The sequence below is a fragment of the Comamonas suwonensis genome (assembly GCF_012844455.2).
Classification (GTDB): Bacteria; Pseudomonadota; Gammaproteobacteria; order Burkholderiales; family Burkholderiaceae_C; genus Comamonas; species Comamonas suwonensis.
Window position 1 is genome coordinate 280,832 of record NZ_JABBCQ020000004.1, and the last position, 24,147, is coordinate 304,978.

Genomic DNA, 24,147 nt, shown 5'->3' on the forward strand with positions numbered 1-24,147 from the left:
CAAGGATAAGGGATATCAGTTCTTCACCAGACTGTCTGGCGATGGATCGCGCACGACCTTGAACCAGCGCACCGCGCCGCCCTTGGTGTGAAGCACGGTGAACTCCAGCCCGCCCAGATGAATCTGCTCTCCGCGCTTGGGCACATGGCCGACTTCATGGGCAATCAGGCCGCCAATGGTGTCGAAATGCTCATGAGGGTCGCTGGCCTGCAGCGTGGTCTCGAATTCCTCGCTCACATGCTCGACGCTTGCATCGCCCGCCACGCGGTAACTGTTGTCAGCCAAAGCAAAGATGTCGCCCTCATCCTCGGGGATGTCGAACTCGTCTTCGATCTCGCCCACGATTTCTTCCAGCACGTCTTCAATCGTCACCAAGCCCGCCACGCGGCCAAATTCGTCGATGACGATGGCCAGATGGTTTCGGTTGGCGCGAAACTCGCGCAGCAAATCGTTGAGCCCCTTGCTCTCGGGCACAAACACGGCGTGGCGCACCAGAGCGCGGATATTCAGGGTCGGAGAGCGCTGCAGCTTGAGCAAATCCTTGGCCAGGAGAATGCCAATGATGTTCTCGCGCTCGCCTTGATACACCGGAAAACGCGAGTGGGCCGTGGTGATGACCTGGTGCAGGATTTCTTCAAACGGCGCGTCAATATTGACGAGATCCATGCGTGGCGCAGCCACCATGACCTCGCCGGCGCTCATATCGGCCATGCGAATCACGCGTTCCAGCATGACGCGGGACTCGGTGCCGATGACCTGGTTGTCTTCGGCCTCAGCCAGGGTTTCGATCAGTTCATCGGTTGATTCCGGAGCCGGATGGATGAACTCAGCCACCTTTTGCAGGAAGCTTCGCTTGTCTTCCCTCTCAGGAAGTCGCGAATGATGGGGGTCAGACACTGTCTTGGAGTGCAGGACGTGCGGTAGTCAAACAAGCTACCAAGAATAACGGATTGTGATGACAACAAGCTTGCGACGGCACAAAAGCCATGCCCCAATATTCCAGTCGGCGCAGTTTTATCACTTTTTTGATAGCTGCTTACGCTTTTCTGGATTGGGCTTGAGGCATTTCAGCCTTCAAAACTCGAACACTGCTGCAGATTTTCGGTGCAATCGACATCAGGTGCCGAGGCGACTTACTCGCCCGACTTGTGGCGGCCTTCCTGCACACCCTTGCGCACTTCCTGCACGCCGGCCAGAAAGCTCCAGAAGTTGACGGCCTGTTTTTTGAGCTGGTAGTCCATCTCGCCCAAATGCTCGGTCACCAGCTCGCTCACATGGGTCTCGAAGTTGGCAGGCGGCAGCTCCAGATAGGCTTCGGCTTCCGAGCCTTCACGCTTGACGGTCGCGCCTGCATTGCGTGCGATCTTAAGCATGGCCGTGTTCTCGGACAGCGCATGAATAAACATCATGCTCACATTCTTGCTGCGTGCATGCAGCACGGCACGGTCAAACAGACGCGCGCCCAGCCCCTTGCCGCGTGCCGTCTTGAGCACGGAAACACCGAATTCAGCGCATTTCTCGTACTCCGGGTGACCCGCAAACGCCAAGTGGGCCATGGCGATCAACTCCAGGCGGCGGTTGAAGATACCGAAGATATCGTCGCGCTCAAAGTCCAACTGCTCCACATAGCGCGCCACCTGCTCATCGTTGGCCGCATAGCCAAAGCGCAGATAGCGGTCCCGCGCATCGAGCTTGAGCAGGTGCTTGGTAATGCGATCGCGGTGGCGCGGGCTCAACGAGCGAATCGGCACCAAGGACGGCGAGCGACGCTCGGCGCTATGGGACTTACCCATGACGCGCAGCCAGCCGGAGCTGGCCTGCCAGGGCGATTTCAACCAGTCTTTGGGGAGGTTCATGGCATGAAATATAGGTAAAAACCCGAATCATCACAAGCTCCATATTGCATCGCAACAATCTTGTAAGGATTTTGCGTTAATTCAACACCTTAGCGCCATTTTTTGGCTAGCCCATGGTCCGTATGAAGGACGCCACCTCTTCTTGCACTCTACAGGGGAACCGCCGTTGTGACCTTGACTCTGTCCATCACAAAGCTGGTCTTGCAATCTTGCACGCTGGGATGCTTGAGCAGGGTATCCATGATGAAACGGCTGTAATGCTGCATGTCGGCCACCACCACGCGCAGCAAATAGTCCATCTCACCGGTCAGGGACACGCACTCCACCACCTCGGGCCAGGTCTGCACGCTGGCGCGAAACAGATCCATGGGGTTGCGCTTGCTGGTTTCGGTGTACTTTTCCAAGCGCACGTTGATGTAAGCCGTCAAGCCCAGGCCCACACTTTCGGGCTGCACCAGTGCGACATAGCGGTCGATAACGCCGTTTTCTTCGAGGCGTTTAACCCGGCGCAGCACGGCGCTGGGGGACAGGCCGACCTGCTCGCCGATAACGTCATAAGTTTCTCGGCCATTGGCCTGCAATCGGCGCAAAATCGCCTTGTCCAGTTTGTCGATGGTGTGCGTAGGGCTCATGGCGGCAGATTATAAAAATATCGCAGTTTTTGTTCGGGGTTAACCCGCAATATCCACTTAAATTGCATGAAATCAATATTTCTCGCAATTTTCATGCATTCAAGTGGTGGCGACTACCGTATTTTTGCATGAAGGCTGTTCATGCTCTGCCCTACAGTGAATCCATCCTTCGACACCTGTTCTTCATGTGTTGACCCCCTATCGGATGGAGACCCCGCCATGAACGCAGCCCTGCCACAAAGCACCCCCAGCAACTTCCAGACCTGGGACAACCCCATGGGTACGGACGGTTTCGAGTTCGTCGAATATGCCGCCCCCGATCCCGTTGCGATGGGCGCTCTGTTCGAGCGCATGGGCTTTACTGCCATCGCCAAGCACCGCCGCAAGAATGTGACGCTGTACCGCCAGGGCGAGATCAACTTCATCATCAACGCCGAGCCTGACAGCTTTGCCCAGCGCTTTGCCCGGCTGCACGGCCCCAGCGTCTGCGCCATTGCCATTCGTGTTGACGATGCCAAGTTTGCCTATGAGCGCGCCACCTCGCTGGGGGCCTGGGGCTATGCCCAACAGGCCGCCCCAGGCGAGCTGAACATTCCCGCCATCAAAGGCGTTGGCGACTCGCTGATCTATTTCATCGACAAATGGCGCGGCAAGAACGGCGCCAAGGACGGCGACCTGGGCAACATCAGCTTTTTTGACGTGGACTTTGAGCCCCTGCCCGGTGCCGACTTGCATCCTGAAGGCCTGGGCCTGACCTACATCGACCACCTGACCAACAACGTCTACCGGGGCCGCATGAGCGGACTGGCCGATTTCTACGAGCGCATCTTCAACTTCCGCGAAATTCGCTACTTCGATATTGAAGGCCTGTCCACGGGCGTCAAGAGCAAGGCCATGACCAGCCCCTGCGGCAAGATTCGCATACCCATCAACGAAGAAGGCAATGACAAGGCCGGCCAGATTCAGGAATATCTGGACATGTACCACGGCGAGGGTTTTCAGCACATCGCGCTGGGCTCCACCAATCTGTACGACACGGTAGATGGCCTGCAGATGAACGGCATCAAGCTGCTCAACACCAGCGAGACCTATTACGAGCTGCTGCCCAAGCGCATCCCCAATCTGCAAGAACCTGTGCCCGAGCTGATGGCGCGCAATATTCTGGTGGATGGCGCACAGGGCGAGTTGCTGCTGCAAATCTTCAGCGAGAACCAACTGGGGCCCATCTTCTTCGAGTTCATCCAGCGCAAGGGCAATAGCGGCTTTGGCGAAGGTAACTTCAAGGCGCTGTTCGAGACCATGGAGCTCGACCAGATGCGCCGCGGCGTGCTCAAGAGCTGAGCCCGCCACGGCCATCACACCGGCAATACAGCCATGTTCAGCATCCACCCCAGCTCTTCTGCCTGCGCCAGCCGCCCTGCAGCAGACTGGGGCGAGGTGCTGTTGCCCGGTCGCCACCAACGATCAAACGGACCATATCCGCTACATTTTTCATATCTATACTTTTACAAATGCTGCATCGCCGCATTTGTGGTCAAACCACAGGTGACACCGGCCCGCTGCAGCGCTGATCAACGCCCTGAAAGCCAACGTGCCGCACCCTCATCCACCCGCCACTGCCTCACAAGCCTGCAGAGCGACGGGAATGGAGTTGCCTGCTGCAGCAACCAGTGTTTCAAGACGCCAGGCCCTCAGGCTGGCCGCTACGACCGCTACATCTTTAGTAGCTTCCAGTGCTTTAGCCGCCGGGGTGCATGGGGAATTTCCCTCAAACACCAGCCGCCGCAAGAGCGAGCTGTCTCTGGTCGTTCCCTACGCAGCAGGTGGACCTCTCGATCGCTCAGCGCGCAAGCTGGCGGCGGAGACCACGACGCTGGGCTCCATTCAGGTGCTCAATGTGCTTGGCGACGGTGGGGCGAAGGGTGCCGCCATGGTGGCCAGAGCAGGGGCTCGCGAGCCCATGCTGCTGATGGGCGCGGTGGCCACCCATGCCGTCCTGCCTTGGCTCAACCCGCAACTGCCCTACGACCCGCTGCGCGATTTTCAGCCTCTCACCATGGTGGCGCGCATGCCTCATGTACTGGTCATGCGCGCCGATCTGGCCATGCAATGGCGCATCTACACGCCCGACGATTTGTTGCGCTTCATGAGCAAAACCAGGCAACCCCTGCGCTATGCCTCAGCGGGCAACGGCAGCATCGGCCATATTGCGGGCCAGCTATTTCAGGCACTCACCCGCGTGCCGCTGCAGCATCTGCCGTTTTCCGGAGCCAGTCCGGCGTTGTCGGCACTGCTAGACGGGTCAGCCGATCTGATGTTCGACAACATTGCCTCGGCGCTGATTCATCTGCGCGCCGGTCGCCTCAAGGCGATTGGCGTGACTGCGCGCTCACCGTTGGCCGTGCTGCCGCAAGTGCCCAGCCTGGAAGCCAGTGTGCCGGGACTGAGCCTGCCTACCTGGTTTGGCGTGTTTGCCACAGCCGGCATACCGGATGCACTGGCCAGGCGCTGGTCAGACGCTTTTGCACAGACGCTGCAAAGGCCCAAGGTGCAGGAATACTTCGACGCCATGGGCGTGATTCGCGAGGACCTGCGCCTGCAGGACTTCGCCCGTTTTTTGCAGCAGGAGCACAGCTACTACGGCAAGGTTCTCAAGGCCCATCAGTTGATCCCCTGACGCCGCAAGCCAAAGCGACGCAAGCCTTTACTGACGCGGCGGAATATATTCCGCCTGCAGGGATTTCGCTGTCCTCTGCGTTTCTATACTTCCGGAGGCCCTCGGTGGGGCTATTTTTCCCGGAAACCATTGTGAAACGTCCCTTACTGCTTGCTGCCCTGCTCTCTGCTTCCGTTTTTAGCGCCTTTGCCCAAAACGCGGCCCAGCCCCTGTCCTTCGTCGTCCCTTATCCTGCTGGCGGCCCTCTCGATACCTCAGCGCACTTGCTGTCCGAAGGTGCCCGACAAAACCTGGGTGCCATCACCGTCACGAACAAGCCCGGAGCAGGGGGTGTGACAGGCGTCGATCTCATCGCCAAGGCTCAGCCCCAGCAAAATCTGGTTGTCATGGGTGCCGTCGCCACCCATGCCGTGCTCCCGCATCTGGGCAAGGCTCTGAGCTATGACGTCAACACAGACTTCAAGCCCCTGATTCTGGTTGCCCGCGTACCGAACGTACTGGTCACCACCAAGGCCCGTGCAGCCGAGCTGAAACTGCAAAACACCACCGATCTGGTGGCCTATATCAAAGCCCACCCCAATGGCCTGAAACTGGGCGCAGCGGGTAACGGAAGCATTGGCCACATCGCGGGTGAGATGTTCAAGACGCTGGCCAACCTGCGTATTAGCAACCAGCAGTACGAGGGCGCATCTGCCGCCCAGAAAGCATTGCTCAAAGGCGAGGTAGACGTGGTCTTTGACAACCTTGCCTCCGCCCTGCCCCTGATCGCATCGGGCGAGCTGGTCCCGCTGGCCGTCACCACCTTGTCGCCCAATATTGCCCTGCCCAATGTGCCACCGATGAACGAAGCGGTGCCGGGCTTTGATGTGGCCACCTGGTTTGGCGTGTTTGCGCCAGCCAGCCTGCCTGACAAGGACGCCCAGAAGTACGCAGAGGCGTTTCAGGCCGCACTGAATGACCCGAAATACCGCAGCCAGTACCGCAAGATGGGCATTGCCCAGGAAAACATGCGACTGCTTGAGTTTTCAGAATTTGTGAAGCGCGAGAACCGAAGATTTCAGTTTTTGATCAGCGCAACCAAGATCAAGGCAGGCTAAGTCGTCACCTGCGGGCGGTGGTTTAGCCAGACCTCTACAAAAAGGAGCACATGATGGGACAAGCCCCTGTTGTCTACGGCCAATCCGACCGCCCACCGCGTGGCGACTACACACGCGCCCATGCCGACTACACCTGCACGCAGGACTACGCCGCCTATACCGAGGCCGACCACGACACTTACCACCGCCTGTACGAGCGCCAGTCCGCCTTGCTGGCAGGCCGCGCCAGCCAGCATTTCATTGACGCCCTGCCCTCGCTGGGTGCCAAAGAGCGCATTCCGCGCTTTGAAGAGATCAACGATCGCCTGTTCAGAGCCACGGGCTGGGAGATTGTGGGTGTGCCGGGGCTGATCCCCGAGGTGCCCTTCTTCTCGCTGCTGGCCCAGCGCAAGTTCCCCGTCACGGACTGGATTCGCAAGCCCGAGGAGTTTGAATACATCGTCGAGCCCGACATCTTTCACGACCTGTTCGGTCATGTGCCTCTGCTATTCAACCCCGTCATGGCCGACTTCATTCAGGCCTACGGTCAAGGCGGGCTGAAGGCCGCCGAACTGGGTGCCTGCGAAATGCTCTCGCGTCTGTACTGGTACACGGTGGAGTTTGGCTTGATTCGTGAGAATGGCGGCGTGCGCGCCTATGGTGCGGGCATTCTGAGCTCGGTCGGCGAGCTGGAATACAGCGTCAACAGCCCTCAGCCGCACCGCCTGCCGCTGCAGCTGGAGCGCACCATGCGCACTCTCTACAAGATCGACACCTACCAGCAGACCTATTTCGTCATCGACGATATGCAGCAACTGCTCGCTCTGGCCAACACCGAATTTGCACCGCTGTATGAGGAGCTGCGCCTGCAGCCAACCGTCGGTGCCAAGGAGTTGCTGGCAGGTGAACAGCTACTCTAAAAAACAAGTCATTCATGGCTCAAGCGCTTACATATCAAGCGCTTTCAGCTATCTTCTGCATAGCAGATCAGAGGGATGCGGGGAAACCCTGCTCGCAGCATTGCACCTATAGTTGCAGCGTGCTGGCGGCCCACAAGGCCGTCAATCCGCGCCGCGCTGCGGCCCCGACCCACTCCTAATCAAACCATGCAACACCCTTGCATCCGACTGCTGCGCTGGCTCATAGCGCTTCATCTCTGTATAGGCCTGGCCATCGCGGCTGAGACTTCGCCGTCCACCACCGATCCGCAAGCCGCATCGCTTCAGCAACTGGAGCAGGCCGCCACCTCGCTGGATGCCATGCGCAAAGCACTGGACGACACCGATTCGGCCGATACCCTGCAAACCCTGTCTGAAAGCGCGCTGCAATCCAAACGCGATGCGGACAGTGCCGTCGCGGCGCTGGAGCCCTTGCTCAAGCAGCTGGACGCCCGCATCGCCCAGCTAGGCACTGCGGCCGATGGCGTGGAAGAAAGCCCAGAGATCAAGCAGCAGCGCAAGGAGCTGTCTCAGCAGCACAGCGATCTGGATTCGGCCATCAAACGCGGCAAGCTGCTGTCGGTTGAGGCCAAGCAGGCGGTGGACAGCATTGAAAAAATCCGCACCCAGCAGTTCAACGCGCAAATTGCGCGCAAAGTCGCATCGCCCCTGTCGCCCTCGCTGTGGAAGAAGTTTGCCGCTGACATCCCCCTTGACCTGCAGCGCATCAATGGCCTGATTCGCCAGGGCGAAGCCAGCTTCAACGCCGCCATTGCGCAGCACGGCTGGAAGATTCCGCTGCTGGGCACGCTGGCCGCGCTGGTGCTGATGTTTCCGCTGCGCATCTGGCTGCGCACTCTGGGCCGCAGCTTTGCCGCGTCTGAACGCGCGCCCAATGGCCGCCTGCGCCGCTCGGGTCTGGCAGTGTGGATGCTGCTGGTGGGGACGGCCCTGCCTGGTCTGGCGGGCATGGTCTTTATCGAAAGCCTGCGCTCCATCGATGCCATTGCACCGCGGCTGGATCTGGTGGCAGACGCCTGGATCAAGGGCATGTTTGTGGCGGCGTTCTTCCTGTCCGTCAGCGCCAGCTTGCTGGTGCCCAAGCGCCCCTCGTGGCGGCTGCTGAATATTGACGACGAAGCTGCGCCCAAGCTCACCCACCTGGCCTGGGGCGCCGCCGCGCTGACCTGGTTTTCCATCATGCTCAACGCGGTAGACATCGCCGCGCGCACCAGCGCCATCAGCAGTGTGGCACTGGATGGACTGATCGCACTGACCTACGTCGGCCTCATCATGTCGGTGCTGGTAGTGATCAAAAAGCAGCGCCAGCGCCAGCAGGCCATAGACCGCGAAAAAGCCGCCCAGAACCCGCAGGAACATCGCCCCGCGACCACCAGCAACTGGCTGATGTTCGCCTGGCTGGGCGGGCACCTGACGGTATTGGCTGCGCTGATTGCTGCGCTGATCGGCTACCTGAACTTCTCCGTTTTTGTCGCCACGCAAATGGTGTGGATCACCGTCGTGGTACTGGCCACCACGCTGCTGATGAAGTTCACCGATGACTTCTTTGGCTGGATATGCTCCGCCGACAGCCGCATTGGCCAGGGCATTGTGCTGAGCACGGGCCTGAAGTCATCGCGGCTGGAGCAAATTGGCGTGCTGCTGTCCGCACTGGGCCGGGTCTGCCTGCTGCTGCTGGGCATGCTGGCCCTGACTGCGCCCTTCGGCAACTCCAGCAGCCTGCTGGCCCTGACCGACACCCTGACCAAGGGCCTGCCCATTGGCGATGCCGTGCTGCGCCCCATGACCATCGTGCGCGGCCTCATCGTGCTGATTGCGGGTTTGACCATCTTTCGCGCACTGCAGCACTGGCTGGTCGAGACCTATCTGCCCAAGACCGAACTGGACATCGGCGCCCGCAACTCCATCAGCACTGTGGCACGCTATGTGGGCATCACGCTCTCGGCGCTGTGGACGCTGGCTGCGCTGGGCATTGGTTTTGAAAAAGTGGCGCTGCTGGCCAGTGCGCTATCCGTTGGCATCGGTTTTGGCCTGCAGGCCATTACGCAGAACTTTGTCTCTGGCCTGATCTTGCTGGCCGAGCGCCCCGTAAAGCTGGGCGACAGGGTACGCATTGGCGATCAGGTGGGCGACATTCGCCGCATCAGCGTGCGCGCCACCGAGATCCAGACCGATGACAAATCGACCATCATCGTCCCCAATTCCGAGTTCATCACCAAGTCCGTGCAGAACCTGACCATGGATGGCGCGCTGGGTCGCATCTCGATTGCATTTTCCGTGCCGCTGAACACCGACATCGTCAAGCTGCGCGAAGTGCTGCTGGGCCTTTACGCCGAGCATGAAGCCGTGCTGGCCACCCCCGCACCGGCCATGTATGTGGACTCCATCAACGGCAGCGTGGTCAACATCACCAGCTTTGGCCATGTCTCCAGCTCGCGCAGTGTTTACAGCACCCGCAGCGATCTGCTGTTTGGCCTGCTGCAGCGCTGCGCCGAGCAGAACATTGCCCTGGTATCTGCCACCGATATCCACCTGGTCCGCGACCCGGAAAGCTCTGCAGCTGCAGCGGCCCCTGCGTCGCAAACCCCAGAGCCTCAGGCCTGATCCACCGCCGCCTGCAACTGCCCACGCAGTTCCAGGCAATAGCGCCACACCCGCGCATCAAACAGGAGCTGCATGTGCGCAGCATCATCCACCTGATGCAACTGCGCCTGCGGCAAGGTCGCCAGATTGAGCGGAAACACGATGTTGTCGCTGCTGCTGCACCAGCAGCTGAAGGGCACATCCAGCGGTGGCTGGCCCAGCTGACACAGCCAGTCACTGCCCTCACGCATATCCACGGCAGGCTGGCGGTGCGCAAACCGCGCCAGCCATGTGCCGCCATGCGGCGTGGCAACCGTCACCACATGGACGACATACTGCGCCCGCTCACTGGCGCTCAGCTGCTTGAGCCAGGCCCGCACCACCAGCCCACCCATGCTATGCGCTACTAAAAGTGGAGCTACTCCCGTATGCTGCACAAGCGCTTTGACGCATTGATCCAGATTTTCCACCATGGCATCGACAGGGCTGCCGTGGGCGGGCTCCAAGGTCATGGCAACGCAGGGAATGCCACGAGCCTTGAGCTCGCGCAGCCAGCCATTCCACACCGCACGGTTGCAAAAATAGCCATGCACCAGCACCACGCCCACCAGCCCTTGCGGAGCGATATCGGCCTGCCCGGCGCGATGAGGGGGGGGCCCATCCACCTCGGCGTGTTCCTGAAACGGAACCTGCCAGCCAAAGATGCGCACCGCCCAACGCCACTCCGCCAGCCATGCACGCCAGGCCACGCTGGCCGCTGGCAGCGCTTGCCCCCTGCTGCGCAGCACCGCACGCATCATCAGCATCTGCACGCCCAGCTGCAGCCCAGCGCCGCAGGCAATCAGGCACGCGCCCAGCAATGCGATCGCAACCGATCGCTGCCACCAGTAGCTGCACCACAACAACAGCGCCAGCCAGCTACTCACCACCACACAGCGCCAGAACCAGGTATTCACGATCAACACCTCCACCAACGCAGCCTAGCAAACCGGGCCGCAAGCGCCTAGGACAAGCCCCCGTAGACCCTGGCTGACGCGATCCGCAGAATCAGCCGCAGCGCAAGCACGCTTCACTTTGTTCAACCTGCCGCCTTCAGCATGCATGAGCGGCCTCTCCAAGGTGCCTTTCATGGACGCTGCAGCCCCGTGGTTCAAGAACTATCCGCCCAATGTGCCGCACGATGTGCATCCCGAGCAGTACCGCTCGCTGGTGCACCTGCTGGAAGAGGCTTTTACCCAGCATGCAGACCGGCCGTTTTCGGTCTGCATGGACCGCTGGATGAGCTATGCCGAGCTGGATCAGTTATCCATACAGATGGGCGCGTGGCTGCAAAGTCTGGGGCTGGAGCCCGGTGCGCGCGTGGCCATCATGCTGCCCAACGTGCCGCAGTTCGCCGTCAGCATGGCCGGGGTTCTGCGCGCGGGCTTTACCTGCGTGAATGTGAACCCTCTCTACACCCCGCGTGAGCTGGAACACCAGCTCAAGGACTCGGGTGCCACTGCCATCATCATTCTGGAAAATTTTGCGAACACACTGGGCCAGGTGCTGGAGCGCACAGCCATCCGCCACATCTGCCTGACCAGCATGGGCGACCTGCTGGGGGGCCTTTACGGCAACTGGATCACGTTTGCCGTGCGCCATCTGGCCAAGATGGTGCCCGCCTTTGATCTGCCCCTGGGTTCGGCTGCTGGCACCGGTAGCCAGCAGCGCCAGGTCACGCCGTTCACCAAGGCGCTGGCGGCGGGTGCAGAGCGCAAGCTGATCCCCAGCACGGCCACGCTCGACTCCACCGCCTTTTTGCAATACACGGGCGGCACCACGGGCCTGTCCAAAGGCGCGGTGCTGACCCACCGCAACATCGTGGCTGCCACGTTGCAAGCCCACACCTGGTTCACGCCCGCGCTGGAGGGCCGCGTCAAGGCCAACGAAACCCATATCGTGGCGGCCTTACCGCTGTATCACATCTTCGCGCTCACCGTCAGCCTGTTTGCCATGCGCCTGGGCGGCAGCCTGAGCCTGATCCCCAATCCGCGCGATATCCCTAAGTTCGTCAAGGTGCTCAAAAAGCGCCCCGTCCATGTGTTCCCAGCGGTCAACACGCTGTTCAACGCCTTGCTGAACAACCCCGAGTTCCGCCAGCTCGATTTCTCGCAGCTCTTCATCTCGCAGGCTGGCGGCATGGCCGCCTCAGAAGGCACGGCGCGCCAGTGGCAGCAGGTCACGGGCTGCGCCATGATTGAGGGATGGGGCATGAGCGAGACCTGTGCCATCGGCACCAACAACCCGGTCACCAACAAAGAGTTCACCGGCACCATCGGCCTGCCCCTGCCCAGCATCACGGTGGCGATCAAGGATGACGACGGCAACAGCGTCCCCAACGGGCAGCCGGGGGAGTTGTGCATCAAGGGCCCCAACGTCATGCACAGCTACTACAACCAGCCCGCAGAAACCGCCAAAGCCTTCACGGCAGACGGCTATATGCGCACCGGCGATATAGGCGTGCTGGACGACGAGGGCTACACCCGTATCATCGACCGCAAGAAGGACATGATGGTGGTCAGTGGCTTCAACGTCTACCCGAATGAGCTGGAGAACATCATCTCCATGTGCCCCGGCGTGCTGGAGTGCGCGGCCGTCGGCGTCAAAGACGAACAGCAGGGTGAATCCATTAAGGTCTATGTGGTGCGCAGCGACCCATCGCTCACCGAAGACCGCGTCATGCGCTACTGCCAGGAGCAGCTGACTGGCTACAAACGCCCGCGCTTCATCGAATTCCGCGACGAGCTGCCCAAGACCAATGTGGGCAAAATTCTTCGCCGCGAACTGCGGTCAAACTGAGTTTTTCAGGAAATTTACGAGTTTTCCCGAAGAGCCGCTTTAGATGCTGCTAGAATTGCGGTCTTCGGGTGATTAGCTCAGCGGTAGAGCACTGCCTTCACACGGCAGGGGTCACATGTTCGATCCATGTATCACCCACCAATTAATGCGCGATTAGCTCAGCGGTAGAGCACTGCCTTCACACGGCAGGGGTCACATGTTCGATCCATGTATCGCGCACCAAATAAAAAACCTCTTGAATCAACGGTTCAAGAGGTTTTTTGCTTCTCAAGCACCATCTCTTGATGCTTTCTCCTCCATCAGAGGAAAGCCATAGGGATGAAAGGGCCCAGCTTACCTCCCAAGCAACTGGCGGCAGCAGCTTATCAGCGCGCCCAGGAAGCCACCCAGAAGCCCAAACCAATGCGCCTGGGTGACGATGTATCCACCGATCAGCTTTTGTTCAAGCGGATCAGGGCCAGCCCAGGACTGCCAGCTCAACCAGCCAATGACAGCTAGCAGAACCATGGCAGCCGTGGCGTCGCGCTGAAGCAGTACCGGTGGCAAAAGCATCCAGACTATCAATCCGTAAAGCACACCGGATAGACCCACATAGTCATGGACCTGCGGTGAAATAGTCCACAGCAGCAGCGAGACCAGAACACTGAGCGCTGCCATGCGCATCAACAGTCTCCGCCCTGTCCAGGTGGCATCGGCCAAAGCGCAGCACAGCAACAGGCCGCAGGCATTGATTCCTGTGTGAGGCCAGCTCAGATGCAGCCCGTGCGCCGTCAAGGCTCTCCACCATTGCCCGGCAGACAGTGCTTGCTCCTCATAACGTAGCACCCCACGCCACGACGGGGGCAAGGCCTGCAACACCGCCACCAACATGCACAGCGCCAGCGCGCACTGCCACAGTGCAACAGGACGGACTATGGGCTTCATGCCACAGGCTCTGGTCTCAGCCATAGCCAAACCAGCACGCAGGCCATGACCGCCAGTGCCAATCCGGTCAACCATGGTTTTACGGACAGATGGAAAATCAGAGCGGAGCTGAACAACATGCTTGCGCTGGCAGTCCATTTGACGCGGCGGCTCACCTGGCCGCCCTCATCCCAGTTGCGCAATATGGGGCCGAACATGGAATGCGCATAAAGCCAGCCGTGAAGTCTGGGCGAGCTGCGCATGGCGGCCCATGCCGCCATCAGGATAAAGACGGTTGTTGGCATACCGGGCACTACGGCACCAATCAAGCCCAGCAGCACGCACAGCACGGAAAACGCCATCAAAAGACAGCGCAAAGGCAGGGAGAGAGGCCGTGGAATGCCAAGCTTTTCTGCAGCTGGCGTTTCGGGCGAGGAAGACGGATCTGTCATGAGTCAAGGAAGCTGAGGGCGCACGATGCTCCAAGCAATATCTCCGCCACGGTTTCCTATGAGGTTCAATATATTGGCCAAGGCTGCATCTTGCCCAGGTTCTGCCTGAGCCTGACCCCGAAAGCGCCAATGACCTGCAAGCTGTTGGCCTTTTCCACTCAGTCGCAGTGCACCTTGCAATGTACCCAGCTCAAACCCCAGGCCGGATCCCGATTGTGCACCCTGAGCGTCGAGAACCAGGCGATAACTGCCCAAGGGGCGCAAGGTGGAAAGCCGGGATGAAAGCGAGAGCGCTTTCATCTCAAGACTGCCGCGCATGGATGCCGCCTCCAGATTTTGTGACCATTGAAGAAAAGACGAGGTCAGCTGCATGCGGCCTTCCAGGCTCAAGGTATTCCAGGGAGTCCCCAAGCCCACAAGCACCTGGGCTGGCAGCTGCCATTCCAGACCGGACAACTGAAACACCTGCTGAAAAGGCCGCCAGACCAGCTGCAACCCGGGCTTCTGGCAGCAGGCATGCTCGATCAAAGCGCCAATTCCCCAGCCACGGTTTTGCGAGCCTTGATTTGGTACCCCAGTGTTCCAGCCCATCTGCAGCCGCCAGCTCAATCGGCCCGGCAGGGCTTGAGCATCACGGCTGCCTGCTCCACCAGCCAGAACCAGCACCGCAGAGCCATTCCAGATTGAGCCGCGCGCGCCCTGCAGCAAGACTCTCTGCCCGCTTGCCAACGCGACGGCATCGACAACCCAGCGCGCAGGAAAAAACACCAGCAGACACAGCAAGCCGCCCACCAGTGCACCAGCCAAAGCCCAACGCCAAGGTGCGCCGGCCATGGGCAGCTTTGGCCTTTCAGTTCTGCGCAATCGCATGCCGTCTATTGACTAAAGCGCTGGCTCACGGGCCTCGCTGCGATCAACGTCCTCGCTTTCAACAGAGCGAGAGAAATGCTGCTCCAGCAAGCTGCCAAAACGGTCATACGCAGCATTGGCACCAGCGATCACCTGATCTTGAATCGCAGCATCACCGAGTGCGGGTGCATCCAGTGATTCCACAAAGGCACGCCAGGCCAGAGCTCGCCCCCGAGGGTAGGCCGCCAGATTGCGAGCGCCAAATGTTTCCGACAGGCCCAGCCGCTCCTTGGCTTCCTTGAACAAAAAGGCCGCGCCCAAGGTGGAGCCTTCCGACACATACAGCCAGCCCAAAGCCTCGGGCATGCCAACCCCTTCACTGGCCAGCGCGCTTTGAGGCACAGCAACTCCCAGATCCGCCAAATCTGCCAGCGAAGCCTCTTCACGCCCACGAGCCTCCAGATCAGGGACCACAGTCTTCACAGCGGCGTCATGAAACAAGTGCTCCACATCGCGTTGGAACAGGTACTGAGCCGCCACAAAGCGCGCGTAGTGACCAAGATCCGCAAATGGATTGCACTGCTCCATCAACACATGCATGCGCTCATGCTGCTGGGCTGTTTCGGCCCTGAGGCGCTGAGACAGTCTGGAGCCGCTCACGGGGTCGGTTTGAGCATTCATAAGATTTCCTTGCTTCAATTCAATGAGTGAAGCGGCCCCCAAGGCATTGCATCGGCGTGCAACAAACCGTGAAGACCGCTTGGCCGTTCCGCCTCAGTGTTGGGACGATGGGGATACTCGGCGGCGCGTCCAGGCCAGAACGGCCAGCGGTGCCAGCAGCAGAGCGCTCAATGGACCGCCACCGCCGCCATTGCTGTTGCCGCTGTTATTGCCGCTGTTGTTGTTGCCTGTGCTGCCGGTTCCACCAGTTCCCGTGTCTGGCTTTGTCACGGCGGTGGCCTGCACGCTGACTTTGCTAGTTACAGGCTGGCCGTCGTTCTGACTGCTGCAAGTCAAGGTGTAACTGTTCTCTCCCTCGGCTGCCAGCACCACCGGCACCTTGCTGGCACTGGTTTGCTGCGCACCACTCCACGCGCCACTGGCACTGCAGCTGTTGGCCTGGCTGGTAACCCAGCTCAGCTCAATGGTGGAGCCCACGGCAGCCGTGGCCACAGAGGCCGTCAACGGCTGGCTGAATGCAGCAATGGGCAGGGGCACGTCGATGGAGAAGATCGTGCCATTGCCGGGCGCGCTCGTTGTCGTCGTCACCGGTTGGCCATTACCACCGGCGTTGGCTGCGCCATAGAGCTTCTGCACACCGCCCACGACCGCGCCAGCGCTCAGGCCGGTCAGGCTTCCGCCTTCGCTGCCCATGTCGAAACGATGCAGGACTTCGTAGCTGTCGTCCGCGTGATCGGCAGTGGCCCCAATCTTGATGCGGTACAGAGTTCCTGCGCCATACGGCGTGCCCAGGCCGGTTTTGGGCGCGTTCATGGTCGAACCATCGGTGGCCGTCGTTCCGTAGATATTGCCGTCTGCGGCCAGTACCAGCGGACCGGATGGAGCGTTACCGTCGGCCTGCGCAGTGCCATCGAGCGCCACAGTGTCAGCGCCGCGGAAATAGTGCACGACGGCAAAGCTCTTGGGGTCCGATTTCTTCACGCGCCAGATCGTTCCGCCGTAACGGTTGTCCATTGCATTGCCCGCCGTGGGCGCATTGAATTGCGTCGTGCCGTACAACCATTCACCGACCTCGACCATGCCCACCACACGCGCGCCCTTGGCCGTTGGCTCACCATCGCGAGCTCGCATAAAGGTGTGCAGCAGTTCGACCTTGGACGAATCCAGCGTACCCTTTCCGGCAACGCCTTCCTCGATGGCCGCCGTACTCAACTTGACCAGCGTTCCCACCGAGCGCCCCTGGTAGTCCGTGGTAAGCGTACTGTCCACCACGCCATTGGCTGATACTCCGGTCAGCACATACAAGGCCTGGTCCTTGCTGCTCCACACACTGGCAACCGGCGCACCGCCCTTGAGATGCAACTGCTTGTTGCCTTGTTGCTCCTCGTAATCGCAGAAATTCAGCACCTTGGAGTAGCTCTGATCGGCATTCATGCGCCACAGAATATTGGCCGTGGTAGTCGCACCGCAAGCCGATGCCGATTCACCCGATCCCATATAGAGATTGCCTGCGGTGTCGAGGGCCATGGTTCCCAGTGGCTTGAAGCTGGGTGCGGGCAGCGCCACAGCCTTGCCGCCCTTGATACTGAAGACTGCGCCTGCAGTTTCCCAGGGAACGCCACCCGGTGGGACGGCACCATTGCCAGCAACAAAAAAGCCACCATCGGCCGTAGGCACCAGTGGGGTCGAGCCCTGGTAGATGCTGCCCAGCAGTTCGAAGCGGTGGTTGGCACCCGTGGTGTCGAGGCCATAGACCGTACCCTGGCCCCAGAAGGCAGGCGCAACGGCCGTCGCGCCCAGGAAAGTGTGACCATAGAGGCGGCCATCAGCAGCCAGCACCGGTGGCACGGCCGGCTTGGCACCACCGTTGTTGATGCCGCCAAACTTGTGCAACACCGTGGGCTTGAAGGCGGCTGGCAGCGTCTGTGCCACGGCATGCGCCAAGGGCAGAGCCAGTGCCAGAGCGGGAACTGCGACACGTGCAACACGCCGCAGAGCGGGTTGGATTGAATTCATGGCCATTGACTTTCCTGGTGTAAAAAACGATGAGAAAAGGACACGCTCAACCGAGCGTCTGGGAGTTGCGTGCTGCGCAGCGCTGTGTGCGGCGGCGGTAGACCGCCAAGCCCGCCAAGGGAGCCAAAAGCCACAAAGCCAAAGGCCCGCCGCCGCCATTGCCGTAGGAGACCTGATTGCCGTCTTCGGCGGTTGCCGGGGTGCTGACATAGACCACGGCGGCAGCAGAAACCTGAGCGCCTGCTGCGCCGCCTGCCACATCACAGGTCAGGGTGTAGCGATAAGTGCCTCGGGCCGGACGTAGCTCGACGCTGCCCTGTGTGGCCACAGAGCCCACCCAATCACCTGCTGTCGATGCCGCCGTGCATTGCTTGGTGTTGTTGGTGATCCAGGTCAGCGAGACGGTTTCTCCAGCCTTGATCTCACCAGCGCTGGCGACCAGGCTGGCGTCAGCACGCGGGGTTTCTGCTGAATCCACCGCGAGCTGGAAAACGGTGCCGAAATCAGTGGCTACGGTCAGGGCCGCACTGTTCAGATAGTGGCCGCCCATGGCCGTCACGCCATACAGACGGCCGTCAGAGCCAGTGCGCACGCCTACGGGTTTGCGACCATCTTTGCCGGAGAAGGAGTGCACCAGCTCAAAACCGCTTTGCGTCACCTGGCCGTCGCCATTCACCACCATGCTTGCCGGCCGGATACGGTAGACCGCACCGCAGCCGACTTCGGAATTGGCCGCAGCGCTGGACGGCACGCACAGATTACCCCCACCGGACATGGTGGTGCCATAGATAGCACCATCCGCCCCCAGAGCCATGGGGCCGCGCGGCGTGGCACCGTCGGCATTGCTGAAGGTATGGACGATCTGCAAAGGCCCGCCCGCCTTGGCAATGCGGTACAGTGCGCCATAGGGCTTGGGGCCGTCGTAATAGGGCAAATCCTTGATGTAGCTCAGCGTGGCGCTTGGTGCCCACTTGCGCGAGCCGCAGGACGGGTTGTCGCGCGTGACGCTCTTGATCCAGGTACCGGTGAGGCTGCTGTTGCCATGCACATAGCAGTCGCCCACCGAAGTCCCTCCGTACAGATAGCCATCGCCGCCATCAATCAGCGAAGACAGGCTGTGCTCTTGCCCAGAGCCCATGGTCCGATTGGTCACGTCCCCGCCGGCCGTCACCCCCGCTTCGTAAGGAATGCCGCTGGGATAGAGCACAAAGCCTTCGCTGTTGGCGTTGTCATGGATGTTGATTTCGCCTTCTGCCAACGTGAAGGTATGCAGCACGGCAAAGCCCGAGCCGTCGGCTGCATTGATGCGGTAGAGCGTGCCCGTGGGCGTGGTTGTGGCGGTCGGCGTCGATGGTGCCAGCGGCAATCCGCGGTTGTAAGCGGTCACGCCATACAGAACACCATCCTTGCCCAGAATCAGGTCGTTTGCCGTCTGGCGCATGCCTGAAGGCCCGACGGAAAACTCATGCAGCGTGCTGACGCTGCCGGAGGCGATATGGAGCTTGAAAATTCGCCCCTGCCCCTTGGGCCCCTTGTCGATGCCATACAGGTTGTCCTGCGCATCAATGACCAATGCGCCATTGGGCGAGTACAGCTGGCCGCGCGTACCCTGCACCAAGGCGGAATTGGCACCGTCATAGTCGGTGCGGACAATGACGCCCAGACCCACGGCTGGTGAATAGGAGATATCGCTGGGCTTGTTCTTGCCGGCGTTCCTCTCGCCATTAATGGTCGTCATTACCGCATACAGGCTGCCGTCAGATGCGCGCACCGGCGTGCCCGAGATGCGGCCGTGCAGATCATTGGCCGGGTTATAGGCTACGCGCTCGTAGACCGAGACACCGGCTCGCATGGTGTACATGCCAAACGCGGTGTACATCTGCGAGGGCAGAACTGATGGCCCGCCGCCGTTGAAACCACCAAACAGATAGCCGGCGCTTGAACCAGGGCGCACTGCATACAAAGGCGGCGAACTGGGGTAACGGGCTCCGGGCCAGCCAATGGTTCCGTCAGGCGTGGTCACGTCATCCCCTGCAGGGCGCAGCGAGGTGAGCGTGGTCAGCTTCACATCGCCAACCTTGGTCTGGGCAGCGGCAGGCAAGGCAGCGCACAGCGCGCCGACGGCCAGGCAGGCAGCCACGCTGCGACGCCATGGTCTGTCATGGGGAACGGAAAAGGACATCATGTGAATCTCGAGCAAAGCAATGGGGGGATGAGGTCTGACATACGCAGACCGCGAATCAGAACGTGATTGACAAGGTTGCAGTGGCCGTGCGACCGGGGCCAATGAAGTAGCTGCCGCCCTGCATTTCGGAATAGTTCAGGTCGCGCAGGTTGTTGATGGCAACACGCAAGATGGCATTCGACGAAAGCTCGTAACTGGCCCACAGGTCGAACAGCCGCCAGGACTTCTGGTTGTAGCGCTCGCCCTGTGCCGTCCACACACTGCTATTGGTGCTGGGCGCCTGAAAGCGCATGCGACCGCCGAGGGTGAGTTTTTTGTCCAGCAACCGCACGCCGGCGCTCAGGCTGGCGGTTTTCTTGGGTGGCAGCACATACCAGATGTTGGCGTCACCCGCCTCGCCCAGATTGTTGTGGGGGTAGCCCGTCAGGCTGCCCAGAGGAAAGGAGTCATACCCGCCTTTGCCGGTATTGACGAGCATGTGGGTGTAGTTGAGGCTGCCGAAAACGCGGCCGTTGTCATAGTCGCCCTGCAGCTCCAGACCTTTGCTGCGAAAAGGGTCCTGCAGGTTCACATAGGCATACGGCCCGAGCAAGCCACCGCCCGCAGTGTCTATGGGCGACATGATGCGCGCCAGGGTCACATAGTCCTTGACCTTGTTGTTGAACCAGGCAGCCTTCACGCGCAGCTTGTCGCCGCGACTGAGAACGTCGTCAAACATGCCGTTGGCACCGACTTCCCAATTGCGCGAACGCTCGGCACGCAAATCCGGATTGGGGTAGTAAGGGAAGAGACTGCCCGTGTGCTGGCCCCACATCAGCGCCTCGGTCAGCGCTGGCGGGCGCATGCCACGCCCTGCGCTGGCAAACAGCTGCACAGACTCTATGGGTTTGAGCGCGAGTGCCAGACGGGGCGCAAACGCACCATCGTTGCGATCCGCCTTGAAACGGGTGTACAAGGCCGTGGCAGGCGGGCGCACGCCTGGAGGATTGATGAGAGAGCCCACACGCATGCGTCCATCACCCTGCATGCCATACCAGTCATAGCGCAGGCCACCGGTCAGCTCCAGCCAGTCGCTGTGCATCCAGTTGACTTCACCGAACAGGCTGGCCACGGTGCGCTTGCCTTTGGGGGTAGCGCCCGAATACAAAGCCGTCGTACCGGCGTCTGCGCCCACGGACAGAGCCTGCGCCTGCGGATCGGTCCAGTCATGAAAGAACTCCGCTCCGGTCTTGACCAGTGCCGCATCCTTAGGCCCCCACTCAAGGCGGGAGGTGTTCTCCAGCGTGCCGCCCACAGTACTGGTCTGGTAACGCAGATCGTAGGCGTATGAGTCCAGCGTGCCACCCGCATAGCGGTGGGCCTGGTTGCGGGTGCGGGTGTAGTAGAGGCTGGACTTGAGATCCACCAGGGCGTTTTCAGACAGACTCCAGGTGTAGTTGGCCAACAAGGTGTCGGTGCGCACATGGTTAAGAATGCCGCCGCCACTGGCCGACTGTGGCTTCTCGCCAAACTTCGCATCCATGCCGATATAGCTGAGCTTGATCTGCTGCTCGGGCGCAAAACGCCAGCTACCCTTGAGCAAGACCGAGGTCTGGTCTTGTGAGGTCAGCTGGCTCACGCCATGCGTGGTTGCATCCTTCTGGCTGGAAGCCGATTCACGTCGGCCTTTTTCAAACTCGCCCACTTTTTTTCGACTGACCAGCATCACCATATCGACGTCTTCGCTGGGTTTGAGACCCAGGGCCGCACTACCGGCAAAGTGATAGCCATTGCTGCCGCTGGAAAGGTTCAGGCGAGCGCCCCGGGTCTTGTCTTCCTTGACCAGATCGTCTGCCTCCAACGTGCGAAAGTTGACGACGCCGGCAATCATTCCCGCGCCGCCCACTGTGGAGGTCGGACCTTTGGAGATGTCCACTCCGCCGATCATTTCCGGGTCCAGGTAGACTGAACCGTTGGAGCCATGGCCGCTTTGCTGGTAGTTCTGGCGCGTGCCGTCAATCATGACGTTGACGCGCCCGAAGTCCTGCATGCCGCGAATATTCACGGAAACGCCCGGGTCCCTACGGCTTTGCGAGGTGTAAACCCCGGGTACCTCGGCCAGCACATCGGCGGTATTGCGTGGCGGCAGTCGGTCAATTTCTTCGCGCGTGACCACGGCCACCGAGCCGGCCGTCTCGAACACCTGCTGGCGCGCATCTTTTTTGGCGACCACCGTCACCTCGTTCATATTTCGCTCCAGCGCACCGCCCGCTGCCCCCGCTGCATTTTTCTGAGCGCGAGCCGGTGTAGGTCGAATGCGCCATGCGCCCTGCCCTTCACTTTGGGCTTGCAACGGGTGACTTTCCAGCAGCGAATCCAGCACGCCCTGAACCGTGGCCACGCCCTTGAAGCCTCGACTTTGCTTGCCTTGAACCAGTTCAGGATCGAAGGCGATCATGACCTGTGCCTCTCGAGCCAGCTGGTTCAACGCCGTCTCCACGGAGGCCGACGGAATCGAGAACGAGCGCAATGCCTTGTCGGCGGCATGGGTGGCAGGCTGGGCATTGGCAGCCAACGGCGTCAGACCCGAACCCAGACTGACAGCCGCAGCGGCCATGGCGAGCACGGTAGGACGCCAATAGGCAGGAGCACGCATGCGCGGCAAACGACGGGAGGGCATTGCAAAGTCCTTTCATGAAAGCCCCCGCATCTGACCAACCGAACGACGAGTCTGTTTGAGGCGCTACTGTTAACAAGGACGAAGCAGTTCGCCAAACCCGTAATGTTTTTGCAAAATTTTTTGGCGATGCCTGTGCCAAGCCCTGCGAGTTCAGCCTCGCGGCACCAGCGTGACCCAATAACGCGTGCGTCGGCGCAGCTCTATAGGCCAGGTTTTTTGCAGCAGGTCCAGGCTGCGCTCGGTGTCCTTCAAGCTGAAGACCCCAGAGATGCGCAGCTGCGCCACCCGCTCGTCGCAGGCAAGATGACCGAGCCGGTAACGACCCAGCTGCTCCAGCACCGCAGCCAGCGGCATGCTGCGCGCCACCAGCACGCCGTCCGTCCAGGCATCACTGTCACCATCACTGGCTTCCAAATCATGTACCTGACTGGCATCAAACCAGGCTTGCTGGCCTTGGCGCAGAACCCGAACCTCGGAGGATCCATGAGGCCTTAGCTCCACCGCATCGCTTTGCACCTGCACCTGGGTGCCGTCTGCCTGCAGATGGGTCTGAAACCGGGTACCCAGCGCCCTCACCTGGCCATGCAGCGTCTGCACCACCAGGGGTCGATAGCGCTGTGCGCTGGCATCTGTGCCCGAGGTCAAGACGATTCGCCCCTTGATCAAGACCAGACGACGTTCGTCCGCATCAAAGCGCAAATCCACGGCCGTCGCGGTATCCATCAGCAGCACCGAGCCGTCGGTCAGCACCACGCGGCGCACTTCACCCACACCGGTGCGCAGATCGGCCAACATGGCGCTCTCCGACCAGGGCTGGCGCAGCAACAGCGCCGTACCTCCAACCCCCACGGCAACGCTCAGCAAACCCATGGCTTTGCGCCGCCCCATATGCTTGCGGGCCACATCCATGGTTTGCTGCGCCAGGGCCGAGGGAACGTCCGGCATGGCGGCAAAACGACCTTGAATGCCCTGCAGCCGCTCCCAGGCCAGGGCATGTTCGGGGGCTGCCTCTCGCCAGCGCAGGCATTCGTCCCAGGCCCCGGGCGAAGCGCTACCGGATTGCAGCCTCACCATCCAGGCAATCGCCTGCTGCACCACGGCGGGCGAGGGCTCATTCGGCGCGGCGCGGGCAAAACCGCTCATGCCGCAGCATCCAGATAAACGATGCGATAGCAGTGGGCAAAGGCTGTGGCCATATATTTTTCAACGGAGCTCAAGGACACGCCCAGGCGGGCGGCCACTTCCTTGTAGGTCAGACCGTCCAGTTGCGCCAGCAAGAAGGCGCTGCGTGCGCGAGCCCCCAGGCCGTCCAGCATGCGATCAATCTGTTCCAGAGCCTGCAACACCATGGCGCGCTCCTCGGGTGAAGGCGTCACCGGCTCGGGCATCAGCGCCAGCGTCTCAAGGTAAGCGCGCTCCAGCGACATGCGTCGGCAATGGTCGATGAGCACGCTGCGCGCCACGGTGGCGAGAAAAGCGCGCGGCTCCTGCAACTCTGGCGGGCACTGTTTGAGAAGGCGCACAAATGTGTCCTGTGCCAGATCTGAGGCCTCCTGCACGCAGTGCACACGCCGCTGCAGCCAATGCACCAGCCATCCATGGTGGTCGCTATAAAGCGTCTGTAAAAGCGAAGAGGAACTAGCGTGCGCACCAGCCATGGCTCAGGATTTCCCTAGAGTGTTCAGCAACATTACTGAGAATCGTTCTCAATTGTATTTGAATGTTGCCATCTGCTACACCCCCCTGGCATAGCCCTGCAAGTGCCCAGGAAAAGCTCAGCG

At 60.7% G+C, this 24,147-nt stretch carries 19 protein-coding genes and 2 tRNA genes; 8 read left to right on the forward strand and 13 right to left on the reverse strand.

Features of this window, described 5'->3' with window-relative positions; genetic code table 11:
• Nucleotides 1-15 precede the first annotated feature (15 nt).
• From HF327_RS06655 to HF327_RS06665, 3 genes are all read right to left on the reverse strand, one after another.
• A complete protein-coding gene (locus HF327_RS06655) occupies nt 16-897 on the reverse strand; it encodes an HlyC/CorC family transporter (RefSeq protein ID WP_169107487.1) in 882 nt (293 codons plus the stop codon).
• Nucleotides 898-1,133: 236 nt separating this feature from the next.
• The gene (locus tag HF327_RS06660; protein WP_169107488.1) at nt 1,134-1,856 is read right to left on the reverse strand and encodes a GNAT family N-acetyltransferase; all 723 of its coding nucleotides are present in this window, start codon (nt 1,854-1,856) and stop codon (nt 1,134-1,136) included.
• Nucleotides 1,857-2,005: 149 nt separating this feature from the next.
• Nucleotides 2,006-2,488 carry an Lrp/AsnC family transcriptional regulator gene (locus HF327_RS06665; RefSeq protein WP_099735618.1) on the reverse strand — a complete coding sequence of 161 codons (483 nt, stop codon included), beginning with the start codon at nt 2,486-2,488 and terminating at the stop codon, nt 2,006-2,008.
• Between the two features lie 219 nt (nt 2,489-2,707).
• On the opposite strand from HF327_RS06665, the gene hppD reads away from it, so the two are divergent.
• From hppD to HF327_RS06690, 5 genes are all read left to right on the forward strand, one after another.
• Nucleotides 2,708-3,829, forward strand: coding sequence for a 4-hydroxyphenylpyruvate dioxygenase (hppD, locus tag HF327_RS06670; RefSeq protein WP_169107489.1), 1,122 nt, complete (start codon nt 2,708-2,710; stop codon nt 3,827-3,829).
• Nucleotides 3,830-4,133: 304 nt separating this feature from the next.
• Entirely contained in the window at nt 4,134-5,165 is a 1,032-nt protein-coding gene (locus HF327_RS06675; protein ID WP_169107490.1) for a Bug family tripartite tricarboxylate transporter substrate binding protein, read from the forward strand.
• Between the two features lie 131 nt (nt 5,166-5,296).
• Complete coding sequence (locus HF327_RS06680; protein ID WP_328701762.1) at nt 5,297-6,262, forward strand: Bug family tripartite tricarboxylate transporter substrate binding protein; 966 nt, start codon at nt 5,297-5,299, stop codon at nt 6,260-6,262.
• Between the two features lie 53 nt (nt 6,263-6,315).
• On the forward strand, nt 6,316-7,161 hold the full coding sequence (phhA, locus tag HF327_RS06685; protein WP_169107520.1) for a phenylalanine 4-monooxygenase: 846 nt from the start codon (nt 6,316-6,318) through the stop codon (nt 7,159-7,161).
• Between the two features lie 186 nt (nt 7,162-7,347).
• The gene (locus HF327_RS06690) at nt 7,348-9,804 is read left to right on the forward strand and encodes a DUF3772 domain-containing protein (protein WP_169107491.1); all 2,457 of its coding nucleotides are present in this window, start codon (nt 7,348-7,350) and stop codon (nt 9,802-9,804) included.
• On the opposite strand, the gene HF327_RS06695 is transcribed toward HF327_RS06690, so the two are convergent.
• Entirely contained in the window at nt 9,795-10,739 is a 945-nt protein-coding gene (locus HF327_RS06695) for an esterase/lipase family protein (protein ID WP_169107492.1), read from the reverse strand. The genes HF327_RS06690 and HF327_RS06695 overlap by 10 nt on opposite strands.
• A gap of 172 nt (nt 10,740-10,911) precedes the next feature.
• Here HF327_RS06695 and HF327_RS06700 point away from each other — a divergent pair, with 172 nt between their 5' ends.
• The 3 genes from HF327_RS06700 (at nt 10,912) to HF327_RS06710 (ending at nt 12,843) form a co-directional block, all read left to right on the forward strand.
• Nucleotides 10,912-12,621, forward strand: a complete 1,710-nt coding sequence (locus HF327_RS06700; protein WP_169107521.1) for an AMP-binding protein — start codon at nt 10,912-10,914, stop codon at nt 12,619-12,621.
• 66 nt (nt 12,622-12,687) lie between these two features.
• A tRNA-Val gene (locus HF327_RS06705) sits at nt 12,688-12,762 on the forward strand.
• Nucleotides 12,763-12,768: 6 nt separating this feature from the next.
• Nucleotides 12,769-12,843 (forward strand) — tRNA-Val (locus HF327_RS06710).
• Between the two features lie 111 nt (nt 12,844-12,954).
• On the opposite strand, the gene rrtA is transcribed toward HF327_RS06710, so the two are convergent.
• From rrtA to HF327_RS06755, 9 genes are all read right to left on the reverse strand, one after another.
• Entirely contained in the window at nt 12,955-13,545 is a 591-nt protein-coding gene (rrtA, locus tag HF327_RS06715; protein WP_236024072.1) for a rhombosortase, read from the reverse strand.
• Nucleotides 13,542-13,976 carry a YbaN family protein gene (locus tag HF327_RS06720; protein ID WP_236024073.1) on the reverse strand — a complete coding sequence of 145 codons (435 nt, stop codon included), beginning with the start codon at nt 13,974-13,976 and terminating at the stop codon, nt 13,542-13,544. Before HF327_RS06720 ends, rrtA begins: the two co-directional genes overlap by 4 nt.
• Nucleotides 13,977-13,979: 3 nt before the next feature.
• Nucleotides 13,980-14,810: a type II secretion system protein N gene (gspN, locus tag HF327_RS06725; RefSeq protein ID WP_236024074.1), complete on the reverse strand. Its 831-nt coding sequence runs from the start codon at nt 14,808-14,810 to the stop codon at nt 13,980-13,982.
• A gap of 48 nt (nt 14,811-14,858) precedes the next feature.
• Nucleotides 14,859-15,506, reverse strand: a complete 648-nt coding sequence (locus HF327_RS06730; RefSeq protein ID WP_169107494.1) for a biliverdin-producing heme oxygenase — start codon at nt 15,504-15,506, stop codon at nt 14,859-14,861.
• Nucleotides 15,507-15,599: 93 nt separating this feature from the next.
• The gene (locus tag HF327_RS06735; protein ID WP_169107495.1) at nt 15,600-17,522 is read right to left on the reverse strand and encodes a choice-of-anchor tandem repeat GloVer-containing protein; all 1,923 of its coding nucleotides are present in this window, start codon (nt 17,520-17,522) and stop codon (nt 15,600-15,602) included.
• 46 nt (nt 17,523-17,568) lie between these two features.
• A complete protein-coding gene (locus HF327_RS06740; protein WP_236024075.1) occupies nt 17,569-19,707 on the reverse strand; it encodes a choice-of-anchor tandem repeat GloVer-containing protein in 2,139 nt (712 codons plus the stop codon).
• A gap of 55 nt (nt 19,708-19,762) precedes the next feature.
• On the reverse strand, nt 19,763-22,366 hold the full coding sequence (locus tag HF327_RS06745; protein ID WP_169107496.1) for a TonB-dependent receptor: 2,604 nt from the start codon (nt 22,364-22,366) through the stop codon (nt 19,763-19,765).
• A gap of 150 nt (nt 22,367-22,516) precedes the next feature.
• Nucleotides 22,517-23,509: a FecR domain-containing protein gene (locus tag HF327_RS06750; RefSeq protein WP_169107497.1), complete on the reverse strand. Its 993-nt coding sequence runs from the start codon at nt 23,507-23,509 to the stop codon at nt 22,517-22,519.
• A complete protein-coding gene (locus HF327_RS06755; protein WP_169107498.1) occupies nt 23,506-24,024 on the reverse strand; it encodes a sigma-70 family RNA polymerase sigma factor in 519 nt (172 codons plus the stop codon). Before HF327_RS06755 ends, HF327_RS06750 begins: the two co-directional genes overlap by 4 nt.
• Between the last annotated feature and the right edge of the window lie 123 nt (nt 24,025-24,147).